At 73.9% G+C, this 22,156-nt stretch carries 18 protein-coding genes; 3 read left to right on the top strand and 15 right to left on the bottom strand.

Going from position 1 to position 22,156, the window contains the following annotated elements; all coding sequences use genetic code 11:
* Window positions 1-161: 161 nt before the first annotated feature.
* From D9V37_RS17265 to D9V37_RS17325, 13 genes are all read right to left on the bottom strand, one after another.
* A complete protein-coding gene (locus D9V37_RS17265) occupies window positions 162-1,514 on the bottom strand; it encodes a cytochrome P450 (RefSeq protein WP_121807372.1) in 1,353 nt (450 codons plus the stop codon).
* Entirely contained in the window at window positions 1,511-2,656 is a 1,146-nt protein-coding gene (locus D9V37_RS17270; RefSeq protein WP_121807373.1) for an NAD(P)/FAD-dependent oxidoreductase, read from the bottom strand. Before D9V37_RS17270 ends, D9V37_RS17265 begins: the two co-directional genes overlap by 4 nt.
* Window positions 2,653-3,555 carry a sucrase ferredoxin gene (locus D9V37_RS17275; protein ID WP_158604510.1) on the bottom strand — a complete coding sequence of 301 codons (903 nt, stop codon included), beginning with the start codon at window positions 3,553-3,555 and terminating at the stop codon, window positions 2,653-2,655. The genes D9V37_RS17270 and D9V37_RS17275 overlap by 4 nt, the downstream gene beginning before the upstream one ends.
* The gene (locus D9V37_RS17280) at window positions 3,552-4,682 is read right to left on the bottom strand and encodes a JmjC domain-containing protein (protein WP_121807375.1); all 1,131 of its coding nucleotides are present in this window, start codon (window positions 4,680-4,682) and stop codon (window positions 3,552-3,554) included. Before D9V37_RS17280 ends, D9V37_RS17275 begins: the two co-directional genes overlap by 4 nt.
* A complete protein-coding gene (locus D9V37_RS17285) occupies window positions 4,683-4,922 on the bottom strand; it encodes a hypothetical protein (RefSeq protein ID WP_121807376.1) in 240 nt (79 codons plus the stop codon).
* 77 nt (window positions 4,923-4,999) lie between these two features.
* Window positions 5,000-5,842, bottom strand: coding sequence for a glycosyltransferase family 2 protein (locus D9V37_RS17290; protein ID WP_121807377.1), 843 nt, complete (start codon window positions 5,840-5,842; stop codon window positions 5,000-5,002).
* Window positions 5,839-6,786, bottom strand: coding sequence for an NAD-dependent epimerase/dehydratase family protein (locus D9V37_RS17295; RefSeq protein WP_121807378.1), 948 nt, complete (start codon window positions 6,784-6,786; stop codon window positions 5,839-5,841). Before D9V37_RS17295 ends, D9V37_RS17290 begins: the two co-directional genes overlap by 4 nt.
* On the bottom strand, window positions 6,783-7,799 hold the full coding sequence (locus D9V37_RS17300) for a glycosyltransferase (RefSeq protein ID WP_232524979.1): 1,017 nt from the start codon (window positions 7,797-7,799) through the stop codon (window positions 6,783-6,785). The genes D9V37_RS17295 and D9V37_RS17300 overlap by 4 nt, the downstream gene beginning before the upstream one ends.
* An 86-nt stretch (window positions 7,800-7,885) precedes the next feature.
* Window positions 7,886-10,825, bottom strand: coding sequence for a helix-turn-helix transcriptional regulator (locus D9V37_RS17305; RefSeq protein ID WP_158604511.1), 2,940 nt, complete (start codon window positions 10,823-10,825; stop codon window positions 7,886-7,888).
* Window positions 10,826-11,115: 290 nt separating this feature from the next.
* Complete coding sequence (locus tag D9V37_RS17310; RefSeq protein ID WP_121807380.1) at window positions 11,116-12,744, bottom strand: DEAD/DEAH box helicase; 1,629 nt, start codon at window positions 12,742-12,744, stop codon at window positions 11,116-11,118.
* Window positions 12,745-12,839: 95 nt separating this feature from the next.
* Window positions 12,840-13,979: an imidazolonepropionase gene (gene hutI, locus D9V37_RS17315; RefSeq protein ID WP_121807381.1), complete on the bottom strand. Its 1,140-nt coding sequence runs from the start codon at window positions 13,977-13,979 to the stop codon at window positions 12,840-12,842.
* Window positions 13,976-15,343, bottom strand: a complete 1,368-nt coding sequence (locus tag D9V37_RS17320) for a formimidoylglutamate deiminase (protein WP_121807382.1) — start codon at window positions 15,341-15,343, stop codon at window positions 13,976-13,978. Before D9V37_RS17320 ends, hutI begins: the two co-directional genes overlap by 4 nt.
* Complete coding sequence (locus D9V37_RS17325; RefSeq protein WP_232524980.1) at window positions 15,340-16,590, bottom strand: allantoate amidohydrolase; 1,251 nt, start codon at window positions 16,588-16,590, stop codon at window positions 15,340-15,342. The genes D9V37_RS17320 and D9V37_RS17325 overlap by 4 nt, the downstream gene beginning before the upstream one ends.
* Window positions 16,591-16,606: 16 nt before the next feature.
* On the opposite strand from D9V37_RS17325, the gene D9V37_RS17330 reads away from it, so the two are divergent.
* The gene (locus D9V37_RS17330) at window positions 16,607-17,203 is read left to right on the top strand and encodes a nitroreductase family protein (protein ID WP_332835761.1); all 597 of its coding nucleotides are present in this window, start codon (window positions 16,607-16,609) and stop codon (window positions 17,201-17,203) included.
* A 76-nt stretch (window positions 17,204-17,279) separates the two neighbouring features.
* On the opposite strand, the gene D9V37_RS17335 is transcribed toward D9V37_RS17330, so the two are convergent.
* Window positions 17,280-18,020, bottom strand: a complete 741-nt coding sequence (locus tag D9V37_RS17335) for a class I SAM-dependent DNA methyltransferase (protein ID WP_232524981.1) — start codon at window positions 18,018-18,020, stop codon at window positions 17,280-17,282.
* 86 nt (window positions 18,021-18,106) lie between these two features.
* Entirely contained in the window at window positions 18,107-19,417 is a 1,311-nt protein-coding gene (locus D9V37_RS17340) for an MATE family efflux transporter (protein ID WP_232524982.1), read from the bottom strand.
* A 19-nt stretch (window positions 19,418-19,436) separates the two neighbouring features.
* On the opposite strand from D9V37_RS17340, the gene D9V37_RS17345 reads away from it, so the two are divergent.
* Both D9V37_RS17345 and D9V37_RS17350 read left to right on the top strand, forming a co-directional pair.
* Entirely contained in the window at window positions 19,437-20,738 is a 1,302-nt protein-coding gene (locus D9V37_RS17345; RefSeq protein WP_121807384.1) for a M20/M25/M40 family metallo-hydrolase, read from the top strand.
* Window positions 20,708-22,153 carry an MFS transporter gene (locus D9V37_RS17350; RefSeq protein ID WP_121807385.1) on the top strand — a complete coding sequence of 482 codons (1,446 nt, stop codon included), beginning with the start codon at window positions 20,708-20,710 and terminating at the stop codon, window positions 22,151-22,153. Before D9V37_RS17345 ends, D9V37_RS17350 begins: the two co-directional genes overlap by 31 nt.
* The last annotated feature ends 3 nt before the right edge of the window (window positions 22,154-22,156 follow it).

A 22,156-nucleotide genomic window follows, 5' to 3' on the forward strand; every position in this document is an offset into this window, starting at 1 on the left:
CGCCTAGGCGGGGAAGCCGTCCCACGAACCAGGGCGAAACACCCCAACGAAGGGCGGTTTCCTCCGCTCGCGCGTCCGTTTCGCCCCGATGACGGCGTGGGCCCGCCGGGCGCCCAGCTCAGCTCGGTCGCCCCAGCGCGGTGAGCCCAGCTCAGCTCGGCTCAGCGTGGGGCGACGGCGATCCGCGCCCCGTGGCGCGGGACGCTGGTGATGTTGCGGACCTTGGGCTCGTCGTCGCCGACCGCCTCGAGGTCCCAGGTCGTCAGCACCTCGCGCAGCACCGCGACACCCTCCATCAGCGAGAAGCCGGCGCCGATGCAGCGCCGCACTCCGCCGCCGAAGGGCAGCCAGGTGTTCGGCGGGATCCGGCCGTGCTCGAAGCGCGAGGGGTCGAAGACCAGGGGCAGCGGGAAGTTCCGCGGGTCGGAGTGGGCGAGCAGGATCGACGCCGCCACTGTGACGCCGGCGGGCAGGTCGTAGCCGCCGACCCGCGCCGGGGCCATCAGGTGCCGCACCACCATCGGGATGACCGGGTGGAGCCGCATCGCCTCCTTGAGCACCGCCTCGAGGTGGTCGTCGTCGCCGCCGAGCGCGGCCTCGCGCGCTCGCGCCAGGTGCCCGGGGTCGCGGCCGAGCTCGTAGAGCGACCAGCTCAGCGCCGTGGCGGTGGTCTCGTGGCCGGCGAGCAGCAAGGTGACCAGCTGGTCGCGCAGCTCGTCGTCGCCCAGGCGCTCCCCCTCGTCCTCGACCAGCAGCAGCCGGGAGAGCACGTCGCCGCGCTCGGCGAGGTCGGGGGCCCGTCGCCGCTCGGCGATCTCGGCGTAGATGACGCGGTCCAGCTCCTGCTGGTTCTCGTAGGTCCGCCGCCACGGGCCGTAGCGGTGCAGCCCGGAGAGGCCCCAGCCCAAGAACACCAGCGGTGAGATGTTCACGGTCTGGTTGACCAACGGGCGCAGCTCGGCGAGCCGGTGCTCGTCGGTGACGCCGAAGACGACCTGCAAGATCACCTCGAGGGTCAGCGCGTTCATCCGGTCCAGCGACCGGAAGGGCCGGCCCGGTGTCCACGACCCGACCTCGGTCTTGGCCAGCCCCGTCACGACGTCGGCGTAGCCGCGCAGGGCGTGCCCGTTGAAGGCCGGCATCAGCAGCTTGCGGGCCCGCTGATGCGTGGCGCCGTCGACCAGGAGCAGCGAGTGCTCGCCCATGACCGGGCCGAGGATGGCGTTGCCCTTGCCGGCGTGGAAGACCTCGGGATCGCCGGCGAAGATCTCCTTGAGCACCTCCGGACGCTCGAAGACCACGAGGTGGCGGCCCTCGGGAAGCACGTCGAGGGTGAAGGCGTCGCCGTAACGGCGGCGCATCGCCGGCACGAACCGGTGCCGGAAGCCCAGCAGCCCGATGCTCTGCACGATGGCGTGCGAGCGCGGGCCCGGCGGCAGGGCAGCGACGTCGATCGCCGGCCCCCGGCGCGGCCGGGGACGCATCCGCTGCAGCCGGTCCTCTGTGACGCTCATCTCGACATACTAGGAGTATGTCCGGGTCCTCGCCAGGCCCGCAGCAACGCGGCCGTCAGCCGGGGCGTGACCAGTCCGTCGCCCAGCCCGATCTCCACCAGCTCGTCGAACACGCGCTGGCTACGACGCGCTGCGGTGATGCCGGCGTCGACCACCGACTCGTGGTCGGAGAGCCCGGCGACCACGGCGGTGTGGCGCAGGTGACGACCGATCAGCCGGTGCACCGCCCGCCGGTAGGCGAGCCCCGCGTCGCCGCCCGCGGCCGCGGCACGGCCCGCCAAGATGCCCGTGGCCACGGCGTAGTAGATGCCCTCACCCGTCATCGGGTTGATCAGCGACGCGGCGTCGCCGGCCAGCAGCACCGGACCGTCGGGCTGGGTCCACCGGAACGACGACAGCGGCAGCTGGTGTCCGGTGAACGCGCGCGGGTCGGTCATCGATCCGGGGATGAGCCGCTCCAGCTGGGCCAGCAGGTGCGCCCGGCTGGGCCGCTCCTGGCCGACCAGCTCGCCATAGCCGACGTTGGAGAGCCCGTCGCCGCGGTCGAAGGCCCAGGCGTACGCCGGCTGCAGCCCGTCGGCGTACCGGATCAGCTGTCGCCCGCGCCCCGACTCCGGCGTCGGCACGTAGCCCCGCAGCGCCACCGCCCGGCGGCCGCGGGCCGAGCGGCCCAGGAGCCAGCGGCGCACGATGGACTGGGCGCCGTCGGCGCCGAGCACGACCCGGGCGCGGATCTGCTCGTCGAGCAGCATCTCCTCGCCCACCCGGCGCAGCGAGGTGACGCGGTGACGGCGGCGTACCGCTCCGGCTGCCTCGGCGTGCGCCACGAGCCGGGCGTCGAAGACCTCGCGCGGGATCACCTGCACCGGCCGGGTGAGCGGCCGCTCCACGCCGTGGTCGCCACGCGAGAGCTCCAGCCGGGTGACCGGCGCCCAGCCGTCGGCCGCGTCGTGCACGCCGACCGAGGCGAGCGCGTCGAACACGTGCGGGGCCACGCCGTCGCCGCAGCACTTGTCGCGCGGGAAGTCGGCGCGGTCGAGCAGCAGCACCCGCAGCGACGGGTCGGCGTGCAGCGCCCCGAGGGCGGCACTGGCGCCGGCCGGACCGGCACCGACGACGACCAGGTCCCAGGTCGTGGTCACGGCAACGGTCGCATCGCCGCGACCTGGAACCTCGGCACCGGGTTCTCCGCCCGCGCCGAGCAGGTCAGGTAGGCCGCCAGGTCGTCGGTGGTGCGGACGACCTCGACCTCCCAGGTGAGCCCGCCGGGCGTCTCGAACCAGGCCCGCCAGCGGCCCTCGACCTGCTCCCAGGGACGCGCCGGGCGCAGCGCGTCCAGGCCCCACTCACCCAGCTCCTCGCGCACCGCGAACTCCGCGAACTGCACCGACATCGGGTAGCCGGCCCGCCCGCGCAGCCGGTCGGGGGTCATCCGGCCGGCCAGGTGCGCCTCGGCGACGGCGACCGCGGACTCCGGGTCGGTCCAGCCGTAGCCCAGGCCGTGCGGCAGCACCAGCATGTTGCCGGCCCACCGGTCGCCTCCGAGGTGGGAGACCTCCCAGGTGTGGTCGGGGTAGGCCTTTGTCAGCGCCCTCGCCACCGGCCGGCCGCGCTCCGCGCAGCAGGCGTCGTGGCGGCCGTGGGTGCACACGCCGAAGACCGGCTCGGTGTGGGCTGCGAGCCCCGGCGTGTCCCCGCGGCCGAGGGCCTCGAGGTCGAGGTCGAGCACCTCGTGGTGATCCTCGAGCACGGTGGTCTCGAGCCAGGGCCGCACCGGGTCGGTGCACGCGGCCCACACGCGCACGCCCTCCTGCCCACGCTGCTGATGCCTCCTGGTCAGCAGGATCCGCACCTTCGCCGAGCTGGACCGGCGGCGCAGGGCGGCCAGGAGATTGCCGGGCAGCGCGGTGTCGCGCAGCGCCGACTGGCCCCAGGGTCCCGGATGCTCCACGAGCAGGAAGGCCCGGACGTGGGTGGCCGTGCCGATGGTCTGGTCGCCGCGCTCCTGGGCGGCCAGCGAACAGCGGAAGCTGCCGCTCACACGACGACCTCGAGCAGCCCCTCCCGCACGAGGCGTCGGCACAGCACCACCCGGCTCTGCGGGTCGAGGTCGACGAGGTCGGCAGGACTCAGCCCACCCGACGACAGCGTCAGGTCGCGGATCCGCTCGAGGTGCGGGGTGAGACGCGCCGGGACCGTCAGCACCCGGTCCCCGAGCAGCACCTCGACGCTCTCTCCCTGCGTCCGCATCCGCATCGGGTGCCCCGGACGACGACCCAACCGGGTGGTGTCCTCGATCGCGGCCAGGGCGAGCCGGTCGCGCAGCCCGCCGCGCAGCCGTGGCGGGCGACCGCCCAGGAACGCGCCGATCTGGCGCTGCGCCTCCGCCTCGACGTCGACCTCGCGCAGCCGGTCGGCCAGCGAGCCGAGCCGCTCGCGCAGGCCGTCGGCCAGCGCGGCGGGATCGTCGAGGTAGCCCGCCGGCACGTGCTCGTCGCCGGCCAGCGTGCGGCCCACCACCTTGCGCAGGACGTCACCCCAGGTGACCTGGTTGATTCCGAGGGTGACGTGCAGCGACGCCCCCTCCTGCGCCCGGGCGGCGTGCGGTGTGCCCGTGGGCAGGTACATCGACAGGCCGGGCTCGAGCAGTACGTCGCGCCGCTCGCCGTCCTCGTGGACCTCCCACAGCTTCGTGCCGTGGGTCTGAAACACGAACACGTCGTGGGCGTCGGAGTGCACCGCGAAGCCCTGCGAGCCGGGCGGGGTGAGGTAGGCGTTGGCCTGGCAGGGGTGGCCCAGCTCGTCCTCGAGCTGGGCGCACAGCTCGGTCAGCGGCTCCCAGTAGCGCTGCAGGCCCTGCAGCACCACGGACGCGCCGTCCTCGAACAGGTCCAGCAGCCGGCGCGCGTCGACCAGCCCGGTCATCGGCTGCCCCGACATCGTCGCCGAGCGGGTGTAGGTCGAGGCGGGCAGCACGGCGCCGTCCTTGGCCACGCGGACCGACGGCGTCCGGATGGCCGTGGCGGTCAGCAGCCGGTCGACGTCGTCCAGGGAGAGGTAGCCGACCAGGTGGTCCGGTTCGGTCTGGTGGAGCAGCACGCGTGACGCCCAGACCTTCTCCTTGAAGGTCTGGGCGTCACCGCTCAGCAGCTCGAGCGCGGAGATCACTCAGGCGTCGGTGGCGTCGCCGTCGGAGCCGTCGCCGTCGACGCCGTCGGCGCCCTCGACGCCCTCGACGCTGTCGGCCGGGCCCTCGCTGCCGTCGGTGGCGTCACCGTCGGAGCCGTCGCCGTCGACGCCGTCCTCGCCCTCGTGACCCTCGACGCTGTCCGCCGGGCCCTCCTGCGAGCCGTCGCCACCGGGGGTGCTGGTCTCCATGTCGTCGTCGTTCAGCGGCTCGTCGGCCATGACGTTGTCCTCTCGTCGGTGAAGTTCGGTCCAGTCTGGCCATCGTGTCAGCCCCCGGGCAAGGCCCCTACGGGCGGCTACGCTGCGTGCCTCATCCGCCGCCGCCACACCACGTAGGCCGCTCGCCGCAGCCAGGCTGTGCGCAGCGCTCGCAGCGAGCCCAGCACCTCATCGGCGGCCGAGACTGTCTGCGGCAGGTCGGCGCGGAAGTGGCGGTGCACCGCCCGCGCCTGCCGGGCCTGCTCGGTCGCCAGTCGCACGCTCCACTGGGTGGTGCTGATCCGGAAGCTCGCCTGAGGCCGCGGCAGCGCCACGAGGTCGACGTGCTCGAGCACGCGCAGGTAGGTGAACTGGTCGATCAGGTAGGGGTACCGCGCGTCCCAGCCCCCGATCTTGCGCAGCGCGTCGGCTCGCAGCAGTACGCAGCCCGGCTCGCCGAGCAGGTTGCTGCCCGCGCGCACGATCTCGCGGATCGCCAGCGGCCCCGGCACCAGACCCGACATCCGGCCCAGACCCCGGCCGTGCAGCAGGACCTCGCCAACGACGTCGACCAGGTCGCGCGAGCAGGCGGCCACGCCGGCGGTCGGGTGCTCCTCCAGCGCGGCGACCTGCGCGGCCAGCGCATCGGGAGCGATCAGGTCGTCCCCGCACAGCAGCTTCACGTAGGTGCCGCGGGCGGCGTCGGTCGCCGCGTTCCAGTTCCGCTCGGCGCCGCCTCCCGCCGGTGTCCTGAGCAGCCTGACCCGGGGGTCGCCGCGGAACTGCTGGAGGCGCTCCCAGGTGCCGTCGTCCGACGCGTGATCGGCCACGACCAGCTCGAGATCGGGGTACGCCTGGTCCAGCACCGAGCGCACCGTCTCCTCGATGTAGGGCGCATTGCGGTAGCTGGGCACCACCACCGAGACCACCGGCGCGCTCACGCCAGCGCTCCCGCCGCGAGGGCGCCGGTCTGCGCCTGCACGGTGCGCGCGATGCCGACGGCGAGCGGAGTGATCGGGCGTCGGTCCAGGTCGGGCCAGACGATGCTGCGCACCCGCAGGTCGCGGGCCTGCAGCGTCGCGTTCGGGTGAGCGCCGAACGTGACGCGCGGACGTCGCTTCACCACGCGGCGCACCTCGGCCACCAGGTGCCCCACCGTCACCGGCTGGTGCGAGGCGATGATCTTGGTCCGGTGGCCCCGCTCGCGCCGGACCCGCTCCAGGCAGTCGGCGACCAGCGCACCCGCGTCGGCGGCGAAGAGGTAGTCGCGCACCGTGTCCAGCGGCACGTAGACCGTCAGCGGGCGGGCGAGCAGGTGCGCCCGGCAGATCTGCGAGACCAGGCCCTGAGCCTTGGCCAGGTCCTGGCCGGGGCCGTAGAGGTTGGCGACCCGGCCGACGACGACCGGGATCCCGGCCTCGCTCAGCCGGGCGGCCGCGGCCTCGACCGCCAGCTTGGCGTGGCCGTAGTCCGAGATCGGGCGCACCACGCTCGCCTCGTCGAACGGGGCGCTGCGCGAGCCGGCGTACACGGCGCCGGCCGAGGACGCGACGAAGCCGGCTCCGGCCTCGGCGCGGTCGCCGAGACGCTCGGTCAGCGCGCGGGACCACGCCTCGAACGCCGCCGACTCGGCCGCCAGGGCGGCGGCGGTGGTGCCGGTGACGCCGGCGCCGGCACACCACGAGACCTGCCACGGCCCCTCACCGACAGCGTCGGCGAAGTCGGCTGCCAGCCGAGCCAGCAGCCGCGGTGCGTCGGCGGTGCCCCACGGCACGCTGCACCCGGGCGTCCAGAGCCGCGCGCGGCGCGAGAGTGCCGTGATGACGTGCGAGCCGAGCAGCCCGCCGGCGCCGACGACCCAGGTCAACGGCGCATCGACAGTCATGACCGCCGAGACGCCGGCGGCCGTCCCAGCGGTCCGGCGGCCAGGTCGGCGGTGATGAGGAACGGCGGCCGGCCCATGGCCATGTTGACCGCGACCCCGACGTACTCGGCCACGACGCCGAGAGAGAACAGCACCAGGCCCGAGGCCATCAACACCACGACCATGACCGAGGTCCAGCCGGGCTGCTGCGTACCGCCGGTCAGCCGGCCGACCACCACGTAGGCGGAGAGCAGCACGCCGAGGACGGCGAACATGGCGCCGGTCATCGAGACCAGCCTCAGTCCGCGTGTGCCGGAGGAGAGCACCATGCGCCAGAAGTGGGAGAGCAGCGAGCGGGTGGAGTATCCCGAGGGCCGGCCGCCCTCCGCGCGCAGCTCGACGTCGCAGACGGCGGTGCGGTCGTTGACCCAGCCGATGGCGACGTCGAGGAAGACACCGGCACCGGCGTAGGCGGCGACGCTACGGCCGACCTCGCCGAGCACGAGCCGGTAGCTCTGAAAGCGTGAGAGGTCACCGCCGCGCAGCAGGTGCTCGAAGACCCACTTCGCCGAGCGCGAGGCAGCGTTGCGCAGGGCGCCGTGCGGGGCCGCGTTGGTCGGCCGGGCGTAGACCAGAGCGGCCTGTTCGCGCATCGCGACGTCGAGGAAGCGGGGGATGGCGGCCGGGTCGTGCTGGCCGTCCTCGTCGAGGGTGACGATCCAGTCGCCGCCGGAGGAGGCCATCCCGGCCAGCGTCGCGGCGTGCTGGCCGAAGTTGCGGCTGAGCCAGACCGGGCGCACCCGGTCGTACTTCTCGGCGAGCCGCCGCATGACCTCGGGTGATCGGTCCGGTCCGCAGTCGTGGACCAGCAGCACCTCGTGGATCTCGAAGCGGTGACCCTCGGCGGTCTCGGCGCCGTCGAAGAGCGGCTCCATCTCGGCGACCAGCCCGGCCAGCGTGTCGTAGCCCCGGTACACCGGGATCACGACCGAGACGGTGTGCACGTTGACACCGTCGACCACGGGGGTAGTCACTCGCCCAGATTATCGACGAAACCCGCATAACGGACCGAAACCGACTATTCCGTCACGCTGTGCGGTCGGTGAGCAGTGGCTCGCCCTCAGCCCAGGAGCCCCTCGCGGCGGGCGATGGCGGCCGCCTCGGTGCGGCCCCCCGCTCCGAGCTTGGCCAGGATGTGGGAGACGTGGACGCTGACGGTCTTGGTGGAGATGAACAGCTGCTTGCCGATCTCGCCGTTGCTGCGGCCGGCGGCGACCAGGGTCAGGATCTCCTGCTCACGGGGGGTGAGGTCGTCGTTGCCCCGGGCGCGGGGACCGGGGCCACCCAGTGCGTCGAGCTCGGCCAGCAACGGCTTCGCTCCCAGGCGCTCGGCGCACGCGCGGGCCGCGGCCAGCAGCGTGCGCACCTCCTCGGCGCCGGTGGGCAGCGCGGCGGCGAGCCGGGTACGCGACCGGGCGATCTCGACGACGTGGCCGAGGGCCTCGAAGCCGGCGAGGTCGGCACGCCAGGCCGCGACGAGCTCGTCCTCGGCGGGTGCGTCGACCCCGGCCAACCGGCAGAGGCGCAGGTGCTCGGCGTGCAGCCGCCGGGCCCAGGCGATGCCCTCGGGCCCCCAGTCGTCGGTGGACTCACGCTGCGCGCGGAGCGCGAGGTCGGCGCTTTCCCGCACCCGGTCGGCATCGGCGACCACACGCCGCCGTACGTCGGCGGCCTCGGTGTCCAGCCCGCGGGCGAGCGCGCCCAAGGTGACGGCCGCCAGCCGGACCTGGCCGTTGAACCGGCCCCGCCACAGCCGCGAGAGCGTCTCCACGGCGTCGTCGTGAACGGCCAGCGCGGCGCTGCGGTCGCCGGCCACCCCGTGCAGCTCGATGGTGGCCGGGGCGGCCGTGATGGCGACGACGCCGTCAGCCTCCCACTGCTGACGCAGCCGCGGCGCGACGCCGAGCTGGTCGACCTCGCCCCGGCCCGCCTGCACCGTGAGCAGTCCGGCGCGCAGCGTCGCCTCGGGCATCACCGGCGGCGACTGACCGCTGACGTCGGCCAGCACGCCCACCTCGTCCCAGTCGCCGACCAGGTGCGCGATCAGCAGCAGGCTGAACCGCGAGTCGAACCCGTAGGGCGCCCAGGAGCTGCCGATCTCCTGGGCGAGCTGCCAGGCCTGGGTGAAGTAGTCGCGCGAGCGGTCCAGCTCGGCGCGGTCGTAGTACCAGCGCCCGAGCAGCCAGACCGCGCGGAGCTGGGCCTGCCGTGCACCGGTACGCGCAGCCGACTCGGCCGCGGCGTGCAGCGCCTGCTCGACGTCCTCGACGTCGGCGGCCCCGTCGTAGCGGTTGACCGCGGCCAGGCTCGCGGCGATGTCGCTGCCCAGCCGCGGCATGCCCAGCGCCTCGGCCATCGAGAGCGCCTCCACGCCCACCTCGCGGGCCTCCTCACGGCGGTGGTGGAAGCCGAGCGCGCGGGCGTGCAGGTGCAGCAGCCTCGCCCGCAGCGCCGACGGCGCCGGGTCCATCTCGGCCAGGGCGGGCGTGGTGTAGGCCAGGGGGTCGAGCCGGGTCTCGGCCACCGTGATGGTGTCGGCGACCGCTGCTCGCAAGATCGCGCGCTGCACCGGGTCGGCGTCCTCGCCCAGCTGCTCGAGCAAGCGGACGGCCAGGGCGAGCCCGCGGGGTGGGTTGCCGGCAGCGACCAGGGCGTCGACGGTGCGCGCACCCAAGGTGGCGACGTCGACCTCGTGGTCGGCGGGCAACGAGGGGTCGGCCAGCAGCTCGAGGGCGGTCTCGAAGTGGCGGGCCGCCTCGATTGGGCCGCCCACCGACATCGCCTCCTCGCCGGCCCGGATGCTGGCGTCGAGCGCGGCCGCCGGCTGACGTGCGGCGCGCGCGTGCCGGGCCAGCTCCGCGGCGGTGCCCAGCGACGGGTCGGCGAGCATCGCCCGGGTGTACGCCGCGTGCAGGCGCGTGCGCTCTCCGGGCAGCAGGTCGTCGTAGACGGCCTCGGCCAGCAGGGCGTGGCGGAAGGCGTAGGTGTCGTCACGGTTCGGCACCAGCAGGTGATGTCCGACGGCGTCGCGCAGCCCGGCGTCGAGCTCGGCGGCCCCGAGTCCGGACACCGCGCTGAGCAGGCCGTAGCCGACGCGGCGCCCGGCGACCGCAGCGTCGCGCACCACCTCCTGGCCCTCCGCGCGCAGCTGCTCCAGGCGCAGCAGCAGCAGGTCGGCCAGGCCCCAGGGCAGCTCACCGGCGTGCTCGAGGCCGGCGGCGCCGACCAGCTCCTCGACGAAGAACGCGTTGCCGTCGGCGCGCTCGACGATGCCAGCCAGATCGGCCTCGCTGAGCGGCCCGGCGTGCAGGTCGCGGACCAGGGTGCGCACGGCCTCGGACGGCAGGGGCTCGAGCTGCAGACGCTCGACCCCCGGGATGCGGGCCCACTCAGCAGCCTGCCGGCGCAGCGGGTGACGGCGGTGGAGGTCGTCGCTGCGGTAGGACACCACGACCGCCACCGACGCCGCGAAGGCACGGGTGAACAAGAAGGTCATCAGGTCGCGGGAGGACGAGTCGGCCCAGTGGGCGTCCTCGACCACCAGCAGCAGCGGCTGCAGCTCCGCCGCCGCGGTGAGCAGCGCGTGGACCGCCTCGTAGAGGGCGCCGCGATCGAGGGAGTCCGCCGACTCCTCCCCGAGCAGCCGCCGCCCGGGGCGCAGTCGACCCAGGGCGGGGTGGGCCTCCGCAACGGCGTCGACCAGGTCGGGACGCTCGGTGACCAGCCGACCGACGACCTCGGAGAACGGCAGGTAGGGCAGGGCGCTGTCGCCGAAGTCCAGCGAGTGCCCCGCCACCACCTGCCACCCCTCGGCGAAGGCCACGTCGCGCAGCTCGGTGAGCAGTCGCGTCTTGCCGACGCCCGCGTCACCGGCCAGCAGCACCGCCTGTGCGGACCGGCCGGCCGGCCGCGCCGGGTCGGCCCGCACGCCACTGAGCGCCGCGAGAGCCCTCAGCTCGGCCTCGCGGCCGACAAGCGCGTTCAGGGGCGTGGTCGGCACGTCCGCCATTGTGGCGGGCGCCTCCGACAGCGCCGTCACTTCTGGGCCGTCACTTCTGGGCCGTCACTTCTGGCGCAGGCGCTGCAGGATGCCGCGGTGGTGCGTCCACGAGCGGGTGAGCAGCTCGCGGCGGTAGTCGTGGTTGGCCTTGGCGAAGGCGATGTCGTACATGGTGTCTCTCCTCTGCTGCGACCTCCCTGGCGAGGTCACACCACGAGGTTCGTCCGCTGAGGTAGGCCCGGACATCGGGAAAGTGCCTGAGGTAGGGCTCGCCGCTACCTCAGATCCGGCTACTTGTGGCGCGGCTTCTTGTGGCCCGCGCGTCGCGAGGGCGCCGGGCCGCGGTCCGGCCGGATGTCGATGGGGACGCCGCCGATGCGGGTGTCGGCCAGCCGGCGCAGCGTCTCGGCGGAGAGCTCGGGCAGCTCGACCAGCGAGAAGCCCGGCTTGATGTCGATCTTGCCGAAGTCGCCGCGCCGCAGGCCGCCCTCGTTGGCCAGGGCGCCCACGATCTGCCGCGGCTCCACCCGGTTCTTCCGCCCGACCGCGATCCGGTAGCGGATCTGGTCGCCGCGCTCGCGGGGGCGCGGCGGCGGCGGGGGCTCGTCGTCGGCCAGCAGCAGCGGCGCCCCGTCCTGGGCCAGCACGGCGACAGCGGCCGCGATGTCGGCGGCCGGGACGTCGTGCTGCGCCTCGTAGCTCGCGACGAGCTCGCGGAACAGCGGGATCTGCTCGTCGTCCAGGGCCGCGGTGATGGCCTCGGAGAAGCGAGCGACCCGCGTGGCGTTGACGTCCTCGACCGAGGGCATCGGCATCTCCACGAGCGTGGCCTGCGTCGCCTTCTCGATCGCCCGCAGCAGGTGCTTCTCGCGCGGGGTGACGAAGGAGATCGCATCCCCACTGCGCCCGGCGCGACCGGTGCGGCCGATGCGGTGCACGTAGGACTCGGTGTCGGTGGGCAGGTCGAGGTTGACGACGTGGCTCACCCGCTCCACGTCGAGGCCGCGGGCGGCGACGTCGGTGGCCACCAGGACGTCGAGGTCGCCGCGGCGCAGCGCCTCGACCGTCCGCTCACGCTGGGCCTGCACGACGTCGCCGTTGAGGGCGGCGGCGGAGAACCCCCGGGCGCGCAGCTTCTCGGCGAGCTCCTCGGTGGCCTGCTTGGTGCGCACGAAGACGATGGCCGCCTCGAAGCTCTCCACCTCCAGCACGCGGGTGAGGGCGTCGAGCTTGCGCGGCCAGGCGACGAAGAGGTAGCGCTGCCGGACGTTCTCCGCGGTCCGCGTCCGGTTCTTGACCGTGACCTCCACCGCGCCGGGCGCGTGGGTCTTGGCGATGCGGCGGATGGCGGGCGGCATCGTGGCCGAGAACAGCGCCACCTGCTTGTGCTCCGGGGTCGCGCTGAGGATCCGCTCGACGTCCTCGGCGAAGCCCATGTTGAGCATCTCGTCGGCCTCGTCGAGGACCACGTGACGCACCTCGGAGAGATCCAGCGTCCCCTTGTCGAGGTGGTCCATGACGCGCCCGGGGGTGCCGACGACCACGTGCACCCCGCGCCGCAGGGCGCTCAGCTGCACGCCGTAGCCCTGGCCGCCGTAGACCGGCAGCACGTGGAGCCCCGGCAGCTGGGCGGCGTAGCGCTCGAAGGCCTCGGAGACCTGCAGCGCCAGCTCACGTGTGGGCGCGAGCACCAGCGCCTGGGGGGTGCGCTGGGCGATGTCGAGCCGGCTCAGGATCGGCAGCGCGAACGCGGCCGTCTTGCCGGTGCCGGTCTGCGCCAGCCCCACTACGTGCTCCCCGCCCAGCAGGTGCGGGATGGTGCGGGCCTGGATCGGCGACGGCGACTCGTAACCGACGTCTCGCAGTGCCGCCAGCACCCCGTCGGCGAGCCCGAGCTGCTCGAAGGTCTGGTCGGTCACCGACCAAGGCTAGGGGCCGGGGTAGTCAGAGACGAAATGGCTGCTCCGGAGCCGCTCCGACAGCCATTTCGTCTCTGACTACCCCGGCTGTCCGGCTATCGCGCCGATGACCCCACGTGGGCGACGAGCGGGACCCCGGGGCGGTAGGCCAGGTGCACGGCCGAGGGGGCGTCGAGGACGACGTGGTCGGCGCGGGCACCGAGGGTGAGGCGGCCGACGTCGTCGCGTCCCAGCGCCCGGGCGCCACCCGCCGTGGCCGACCAGACCGCCTCGGCCGGGGTCAGCCCCATCTCGCGCACCGCCAGCGCGATGCAGAACGGCATCGAGGAGGTGTAGCAGGAGCCGGGGTTGCAGTCGCTGGCCAACGCCACGGTGACTCCAGCGTCGACCAGTGCGCGGGCGTCGGGATAGGGGTGGCGGGTGGAGAACTCCACCCCGGGCAGCAAGGTGGCGACGGTGCCGGAGTCGCGGAGCGCGCTGACGTCGTCGGCGGCGAGGTAGGTGCAGTGGTCCACGGCGGCCAGCCCGAGCTCGCAGGCCAGCCGCACGCCGGGACCCTCGGTGAGCTGGTTGGCGTGGAGCCGCCCGCCCAGCCCGCGGTCCATCCCGGCGGTGAGCACGGCCCGGGCCTGGTCGGCGTCGAAGGCTCCGGTCTCGCAGAACGCGTCGATCCACCGTGCGTGCGGCGCGGCGGCGTCGAGCATGGGACCGGTGACCAGGTCGACGTAGCCGGCCGGGTCGTCGGCGTACTCCGCGGGCACGACGTGGGCGCCGAGGAAGGTGGTCTCCTCGGTGTAGCGGCGGGCCACCGCGAGGGCGCGGGCCTCGTCGTGGACGGTGAGGCCGTAGCCGCTCTTGGTCTCCACCGTGGTGGTGCCCTGGCGGCGCATCTCGGCCAGGTGGCGCACCAGGTTGGCCTCGAGCTGCTCGTCGGCGGCGGCGCGGGTGGCGGCGACCGTGGTGCGGATCCCGCCTGCTGCGTAAGGGGTCCCGCTCATCCGGGCCGCGAACTCGGCCGAGCGGTCGCCGGCGAAGAGCAGGTGGCTGTGGGAGTCCACGAAGCCCGGGATCACCGCGCGGCCACCGACGTCCTGTACCTCGTCGGTAGCCGGGGCCGCGGCCGCGTCGCCCACCCACGCGACCAGCCCGCGCTCGACTACGAAGGCGGCGGCGGTGAGCGTCCGCTCGCCGTTGGTGGTGAGCTCGGAGACGTTGGTGACGAGCAGGGAGGTCACAGCAGCGCTCCGATCGCCTGCTCCAGCTCGGCCGCGATCCCGGGCAGGTCGTCGGGGGTGAAGACGACCTCGCCGCCGACGATCACCTGACGCACGTCGGCGCCTGAGGCCGCGAAGACGACGGTCTCCGGGCCAGCGCCCGTGCCCGCGGTGCGCACCGAGTCCAGGGCGACGGTCACCAGGTCGGCCCGCTGGCCGACCTCGATCGACCCGGCGTCGGGGAACCCGAGACTGGCGTGGCCGCCCGCCGTCGCCGCCTCGAGCAGCTCCTCCGGCGTCCAGTGGCCACGGCGCCGGGTGGCCAGTCGCTCGTCGAGCTCGACGGCCCGCATCTCCTCGAAGAGGTCGATGACCGCGTGGCTGTCCGAGCCGAGCGTGAGTCCGGCGCCGGCGGCGTGCAGGGCGCGGCTCGGGCCGATGCCGTCGCCCAGGTCGCGCTCGGTGGTCGGGCAGAAGCAGGCGTAGGACCGGGCGTCGCCGAGGCGGCGGACGTCGTCGTCGGTGAGGTGCGTGGCGTGCACGACGCTGGTACGCGCGGTCAGCGCGCCGGACTCGTCCAGCAGTGCGGTCGGGGTGACTCCGTAGGCCGCGAGGCAGTCCTCGTTCTCCTTCACCTGCTCGCTCAGGTGGACGTGGAGCGGGCCGTCCAGCGACGCCACCGTCGCCAGCTGGTCGCGAGGCACCGCTCGCACCGAGTGGATCGCCGCACCGACCACCACGTCGTCCGCACCCGTCAGGCGTGCGACCCGCTCGGCCCACGCGCCGGCGTCGCCGTCGCTGTAGCGCCACTGCACGCCCTCGGGCGACTGGCCGAACCCCGCAGAGAGGTAGCAGGTGTCGAGCAGCGCGATCCGCAGCCCGGCCTCCTGCGCGGCCGCAACGAGCGCCTCGCCCATCGCGTTGGGGTCGGCGTACGGGGTGCCGTCGGGCTGGTGGTGGAGGTAGTGGAACTCCCCCACGCCCGTGATGCCGGTGGCCACCATCTCGCGGTAGGTGGCGCGGGCCAGGGCGAGGTAGGTGTCGGGGTCGAGCCGCTCGGCCACGGCGTACATCTGGTCGCGCCAGGTCCAAAACGACCCGCTCCCCCGTTCCGTACGACCGCGCAGCGCACGGTGGAAGGCATGGCTGTGGCAGTTGGCGAGACCGGGGATGGTCAGGCCGGGAACGAGAATCGTTCCCGGGTGGGCGCCGGCGGGAATGGGAATCGTTCCCACGTCGGTCTGGGCGGGAATGGGAATGGTTCCCGTTTCGGTCTCGACGCGGGTGAACCGCCCGTCGGCCATCTCGACCAGCACGTGATCGCGCACCGCCCCACCGACGAAGGCCCGCTCGAGGACGAGAGTCGTTCCCGCCGGCGCGCTCACGTGAGCTCCGCCAGGACGTCGGCGAGCGCGTCGACCCCGGCCAGGCAGTCGGCCATCGGGGCGAACTCCGACGGCGCATGACTGATGCCGGTCGGGTTGCGCACGAACAGCATGGCGGTCGTGATGCCGGCGGCCGAGAGGATGCCGGCGTCGTGGCCGGCCATCGTCGGTATCACCGGCGCCGCGCCCAGCGTCCGCGAGAGCCGCTGCGCGAGGGTGGCGTCGAAGTGGACGGCGCCGCTCACCGACTCCGGCGTCACGGTGAGCGCGGTGCCGTCACGGCCGACCCGCTCGGTGGCCTGGCGCTCGATCTCGGCCAGCATCGCGGCGAGGGTGGCCTCGTCCTGGCAGCGCGCGTCGAGCCAGGCGGTGACGAGGGAGGGCACGGCGTTGGTGCCGTTGGGCGTCACCTGCAACCGGCCGAAGGTGGCGCGCTGGCCGGCGAGCCGGGCCTGCTTGTTGGCCGCGAGCACGGTCATGGCGTAGCTGAGCATGGGGTCGTGGCGGTCCTCCATGCGCGTGGTGCCCGCGTGGTTGGCCTCGCCGGCGAAGTCGAACCGGTACCGCCCGTGCGGCCAGATGGCGCTGGCGACGCCGATGGCGGCGTCGCGGTCGACCAGGTCGCGCCCCTGCTCCACGTGCAGCTCGACGAAGACGCCGACGTCACGCAGCAACGGGCTGGGGCCCAGCGCCGGCTCGAGCCCGGCCGCGGCCATCGCGTCGAGCAGCGGCACGCCGTCGGGGTCGCGCAGCTCGCCCGCCTGCTCGGGAGTCAACGCCCCGGTGGCCAGTCGCGAGCCCAGACAGGCGATCCCGAACCGCGAGCCCTCCTCCTCCACGAACACGCCCACCCCGATCGGCACGCTCGGTCGGTACCCGCGCTCGCGCAGCCGGTCGACCGCGGCCAAGGCGGTCGCCACCCCCAACGGTCCGTCGTAGGCCCCGCCGTCGCGGACGGAGTCCAGGTGGGAGCCGGTCAGGACGCCTAGTCCAGAACGTTCTGCATGGTTTTCGCCGCGAGAACGGTGCGAAACGTTCTGGACTAGGCCCTCGGGGCGCCACCAGGCCGCCACGTTCCCGTTGCCGTCGGCCTCGACCTCGAGCCCGCGGGAGGCCGCCTGCTCGAGGAACCAGGCCAGGCACTCGCGCTCGGCGGCGGCGAAGGGCTGGCGGAAGTAGCCGCCCGAGGAGGTCGAGCGGCCCAAGGGCGCGAGGTCGGCCCACATCTGCTCCAGGTCAGCCGGCACGATCGCTCCCCGCAGAATGGTCGGCGTGGAGTTCCAGGACGTCGTCCGCCGCCGGCGCATGGTGCGCGACTACGACTCGCGCCCGGTCGATCCCGCGGTCGTCGACCGCTGCCTGGCCAACGCCCAGCGGGCCCCGAGCGCCGGCTTCAGCCAGGGTTGGGGCTTCTTGGTGCTCGACCGGCCCGAGACGGTGCGCCGGTACTGGGAGCTCACGGCCGACATCGCGCACCCCGACGCGTGGCTGACGGGCATGATGCGCGCCCCGGTGATCGTGCTGCCCTGCTCCAGCAAGGCCGCCTACCTCGACCGCTACGCCGAGCCCGACAAGGGCTGGACCGACCGCGACGAGGCGCGCTGGCCGATGCCGTTCTGGCACATGGACGCCGCGATGGCCTCGCTGCTGATCCTGCAGACGGTGGTGGACGAGGGCCTGGGCGCCTGCTTCTTCGGCGTGGTGGAGATCGACGCCGTGCGCACCGAGTTCGGTATCCCGGCCAGCCACGACCCGGTCGGCGTCATCACGATCGGCCACCGCACGGACTCCTCCGGCGCGGCCGGCTCGCCCCGCACGCGCGCCCGGCGCTCGGACGTCGTCCACCGCAACCGCTGGTGAGACGGGTCGGGTCAGCACGGGCACCAGTCCACCGGCAGCCGACCGGGAGGGCAACGACCGGCACGCCGCGCGAGTCTCAGTCCCGAGACTTCTCCCACACCGAGACGTGCGAGGTGCTGGTGTCCGTGAACGGCGTCCGGTCCCACCACGCCCACCTCTCGCGCAGCCGCATGCCGGCCAGTCGCGCCATGAGGTCGAGCTCGGCCGGCCAGGCGTAGCGGAACGGCACGGAGTTGCGGCGCACCGTGCCCTCGGGACCGAACGTGAGGTGATGCGACCACATCGCCTGCGTGACGCGGTCGTACTCGTCGTAGCCGACGTGCTCCGAGGAGTGGTCGAAGACCCGGAACCGCTCCTGCGGCGCGATCCGCGAGACGCCCGGCACCGACGTCTCGACGACGAAGCAGCCACCGGGACGCAGGTGGCGAGCGGCGTTGGCGAAGGTGGCGACCTGCGCGTCCTGGGTGGTCACGTTGCCGATGGTGTTGAAGACCAGGTACGCGACGTCGAAGGTACCGTCGGCGTCCGCCGAGGTGTAGTCGCCCAGCGTCACGGGGATCTCGCGACCACCCGGCTTCTCGCGCAGCCGGTCGACCATCGCCTGGCTCAGCTCGATGCCGTGCACCTCGACCCCGCGCGCGGCGAGCGGCAGCGCCACGCGCCCGGTGCCGATCGCCAGCTCCAGCGCCCGACCACCCGGGGACGCCAGCTCGGCCAGGAACCCGGACTCCAGCGCCAGGTGCTCAGCGCTGAACCGGACGTCGGTGTCGTCGTCGTAGTCCGCGGCGACCGGCTCGTCGAAGTAGTTGTGGGGCACGGGGCGCCACTGTCGTCGCGCGCACCACAGGAGGCAACACAAATTCCCCGCACGGGCGGGACATACGGGGACCGACGGCGCACGGCTCAGCCGACGACGCCCTCCACCGACCACCGCGTCCCCCGGACCCGCCAGACCATGCCCACCAGCCGGACCAGGACGAACGCGGCGAGCCCGGCCCAGACCCCGCCGATGCCCCAGCCGAGCCGCAGCGCGAGGAGGTTGAGCGGCGCGAACGCCACGACCCCGGCCACGACGGTGAGCCAGGCCATGAAGCCGACGTCGCCGGCGCCCAGCAGCACTCCGTCGAGGGCGAACACGAGTCCGGCCGCGGGCAGCATCGCCACGAACCACCACCACAGCAGGTGCGCCTGGTGCTGCACTCCGGCGTCGGAGGTGAAGGCACGTGGCACCAGCGACCAGCCGGCGGCGTAGAGGACGGCGAAGCCCAGGCCGGCGTAGAGGCCCCACCGGCCGACCTGCCAGGCCAGCGTCCGCGCGTACGCCGCATCGGCACCGCCCAGCGCCGCGCCGACCAGCGACTGCGCGGCGATGGCGAAGCTGTCGAGCAGCAGGGCCGTGAACTCCCACAGCTGCAGGCCGATCTGGTGGGCGGCGATCTGCGCGGTGCCCATCCGGCTGGCCACGCCGGCGGCGGAGAGGAAGGCGATCTGGAAGGCCACGGACCGGATGATCAGGTCGCGTCCGACGACCAGCTGGCGGCGCATGACGCCGAGGTCGGGTCGCAGCGACGGCGCGGCGCGGCGCAGTGAGGTCAGGAACAGCACGGCGCCCAGCACCTGGGCGGCCAGGTTGGCCCAGGCCGAGCCGGCCAGGCCGAGTCCCACGGGATAGACCAGCACCGGCGAGAGCACGGCCGAGACGGCGTTGGCCGCGAGCACCAGCACCACCGGCTCCCGGGTGCGCTGCACCCCGCGCATCCAGCCGTTGCCGGCGAGCACCAGCAAGATCCCGGGCAGTCCGACGAGCGCGATGCGCAGCCACGACTCCGCTGCGCGCTGCGTCGGTCCGGCGCCGCCGGCGAGCGCCGCGGTGAGCGGACCGACGAAGATCTCGCCGATCACGACGATGACCAGGCCGATGCCCAGCGCGAGCCACGACGCCTGGACCCCCTCCCCCACGGCGCGTTCGGTCTGCCCGGCGCCGAACCAGCGCGCCGCCCGCGAGGTGGTGCCGTACTCGACGAAGGTGCCGACCACCGTCAGCAGCCCCATGACGGCGGCACCCACCCCGAGCCCGCCGAGCGAGATCCGGCCCAGGTGTCCCACCACCGCCGTGTCGACGAGGAGATAGAGCGGTTCGGCGGCGAGCACCACGAAGGCCGAGGCCGAGAGGGCGAGCAGCCGCCGCGTCGTCGGGGCCTCGGGCTGACTCACCGGCCCTACGCTGCCATCCATGACCGACCGTGCCGTCAACGCCCTGCAGGCGTTGGTGCGGATCCCGACCGTCTCCCACGCCGATCCCGCCCAGCGCGACGACGCCGCCCTCGGCGCGTTCGTCGAGGAGCACGCACGCCGGTTCCCGCTGCTCCACCACCACCTAGAGCGCGTCGAGCTGCCCAGCCACGCCCTGCTGCTGCGCTGGCCCGGAGCGGGCGACGAGGCGCCGGTGGTGCTGATGGCGCACATCGACGTCGTGCCGGTCGACGACGACTCGCCCTGGCAGCACCCGGCGTACGGCGGCGACGTGGTCGACGGCGTGCTGTGGGGACGCGGCACACTCGACGACAAGGGCCAGGTGGTGGCCGTGAGCGAGGCGGTCGAGGGACTGCTGGAGCAGGACTTCGTGCCCGCCCGCGACGTCTGGCTCAGCTTCGGCACCAGCGAGGAGGTCTCGGGTGAGACCGCGCAGCTGGCCGCCGCCGAGCTGCGCGAGCGCGGCGTGGCGCCGTGGTTCGTGCTCGACGAGGGCGGTGCGGTGGCGGCCGAGGCCTTTCCCGGCGTCCGCCCACCCGTCGCCGTGATCGGGGTGTCGGAGAAGGGCACGACGACGCTGGAGCTGCGGGTCGACGGTCGCGGCGGTCACGCGTCCACGCCGGTGCGCAAGGACGCCACCGCGCGGCTCGCCCGGGCGATCGTCCGGTTGGACGCCAGACCCATGCGTAGCCACGTGCCGGCGCCCACCCGGGAGCTGTTCCGTCGCCTCTCCCCGCACCTGCCGCGGGCGCTGCGCCCTGCGGTCGGGGGCCCACTGCTCGGCCGCGTGCTCGCGATGGCCGGGGCCGAGCCTGCGGCGATGGTGCGCACCACGCTCGCGGTCACCACGCTGTCGGGCGCGCCGGCGCCCAACGTCATCGCCTCCACCGCCCGGGCCGGGATCAACGTACGGGTACTGCCGGGCGACACCGTCGACGACGTCGTCGCCCACGTGCGCCGGGTCGTGCGCGACGACGCCGTGCAGGTGCGCGTGGTCGAGGCGGGCGAGGCCAGCCCGGTCTCCCCCACCGACGAGGCGTTCGCCCTGCTCGGCGAGGTGGTCGGCGAGGTCTTCCCCGATGCCGTCGTGGCGCCGTACGTCATGAACCAGGCCACCGACGCGCGTCACTTCGCCGCGGTCTGCCCGCGGGTGTACCGGTTCGCGCCGTTCCGGATGAGCCAGGAGCAGCGGCAGAGCATCCACTCCTACGACGAGCGGATCGGCGTCGACGCTCTGGCGGAGGGGGTGCGGTGGTACCGCCGGCTGATCGAGCGCCTGTAGTCCGTTCGCTGGCCGGCCTGGTCGGCTTCCTGGTCTGCGTCGAGCTGGCCAGCGGCGTCCTGCAGGGCTATTACACGCCGATCTTCCCGCAGATCGCCGACCACCTCGGCATCCACCACGCGAGCGTCAACTGGTTCGAGGCGGCCCAGCTGGTCCTCTCCGCGCTGGTGCTGCCGGTGCTCTCGCGGCTGGGCGACCTGATCGGTCACCGACAGGTGCTGCTGCTCTCGACCGTGATCACTGCTCTCGCTTCGTGGGCGGTCGCACTCGCCCCGGACTTCGCGACGTTCCTCATCGCCTGGGCGGTGCAGGGCTGCTACGTGGTGTGGCTGCCGCTGGAGATCAGCATCGTGCACCGGCGTACCGCCGGTGCGGCCGACCAGGACCGGAGCACCCGACGTGCGGCCGCCTACCTGGTGGCCGCCCTCGAGGTGGCCGTCATCGCCGGTGCGCTGGTCGCCGGCCAGCTCGGCGACAGCGTCGACATGCGTCTGGTGCTCTGCGTGCCCGCGCTCGCGGTGACGCTGTGCCTGGCGGCCGTCGCCTACGGTGTCCCGGCGACGCCGCCGGTGGCTGCCGGTGGGCGCATCGACAAGATCGGGCTGCTCCTGCTCACCACCAGCCTGCTGCTGCTCATGGGTGGTCTCGTGGCCCTGCGACTCCAGGGGGTGCGCAGCCCGCTCGGCTACGCCGGCATCGTCCTGGCGCTGGCGGTGCTGGTGCCCTTCGCGCGCTACGAGGCCCGCCACCCCGACCCCCTGGTCGACGTCAGGCTGCTGGCCACGCCCGGCCAGTGGCCGGTGCAGCTGACCGCCTTCTTGTTCGGCATGTCGGTGCTGGGCGCGCAGATCCCGCTCTCGACCTACGCCCAGACCGACCGGTCCACCGGTTACGGCCTGGGCGCCGGCCCGGGATTCGTCTCGGTGCTCATCGGGGTCTACGTGCTCATGCTCGTGGTGGGCGCGCTCTCGCTGCCCGCCGCCTCCCGCGTGCTGGGCACGCGCACGGCCCTCGCCGTCGCGTCGCTGCTCGTGGCGGCGGGCTATGCGCTGTGGATCGGTTTCCACGACTCGACCGCGCAGGCGCTGGTGAACATGGCCGTCGCCGGTGTCGGCTCGGGCGCCCTCGTGGCCGCGCTGCCCGCGGCCGCTGCCGCCGCGGCGCCCCCCGAACGCACCGGCTTCGCGACCGGCATGACCAACACCACCAAGACCGTCGGCGGCGCCGTCGCCTCCAGCGTCTTCGCCATGGCGCTCTCGGCCACCGGCACGATCGACACCGAGGGCGCGGTCAACGCCCCGCTCTCGGGCTACCTGGTGGTGTGGGGCGTCTGCGCCGGCTCCGCGCTGCTGGCCGCGCTGAGCCTGCTCGCCGCGACGAGGCGCACGCGCCTGTCCCGGTCGTCGTGGAGCTGACGG

Source organism: Nocardioides mangrovicus (genome assembly GCF_003674065.1).
GTDB classification, from domain to species: Bacteria; Actinomycetota; Actinomycetes; order Propionibacteriales; family Nocardioidaceae; genus Marmoricola; species Marmoricola mangrovicus.

Bases quoted from the DNA above. Each gene is read 5' to 3' on its own strand.
- D9V37_RS17285 (WP_121807376.1), bottom strand. From the start codon at position 4,922: ATGGCCGACGAGCCGCTGAACGACGACGACATGGAGACCAGCACCCCC.
- D9V37_RS17295 (WP_121807378.1), bottom strand. From the start codon at position 6,786: ATGACTGTCGATGCGCCGTTGACCTGGGTCGTCGGCGCCGGCGGGCTG.
- D9V37_RS17265 (WP_121807372.1), bottom strand. From the start codon at position 1,514: ATGAGCGTCACAGAGGACCGGCTGCAGCGGATGCGTCCCCGGCCGCGC.
- D9V37_RS17330 (WP_332835761.1), top strand. From the start codon at position 16,607: ATGGTCGGCGTGGAGTTCCAGGACGTCGTCCGCCGCCGGCGCATGGTG.
- D9V37_RS17345 (WP_121807384.1), top strand. From the start codon at position 19,437: ATGACCGACCGTGCCGTCAACGCCCTGCAGGCGTTGGTGCGGATCCCG.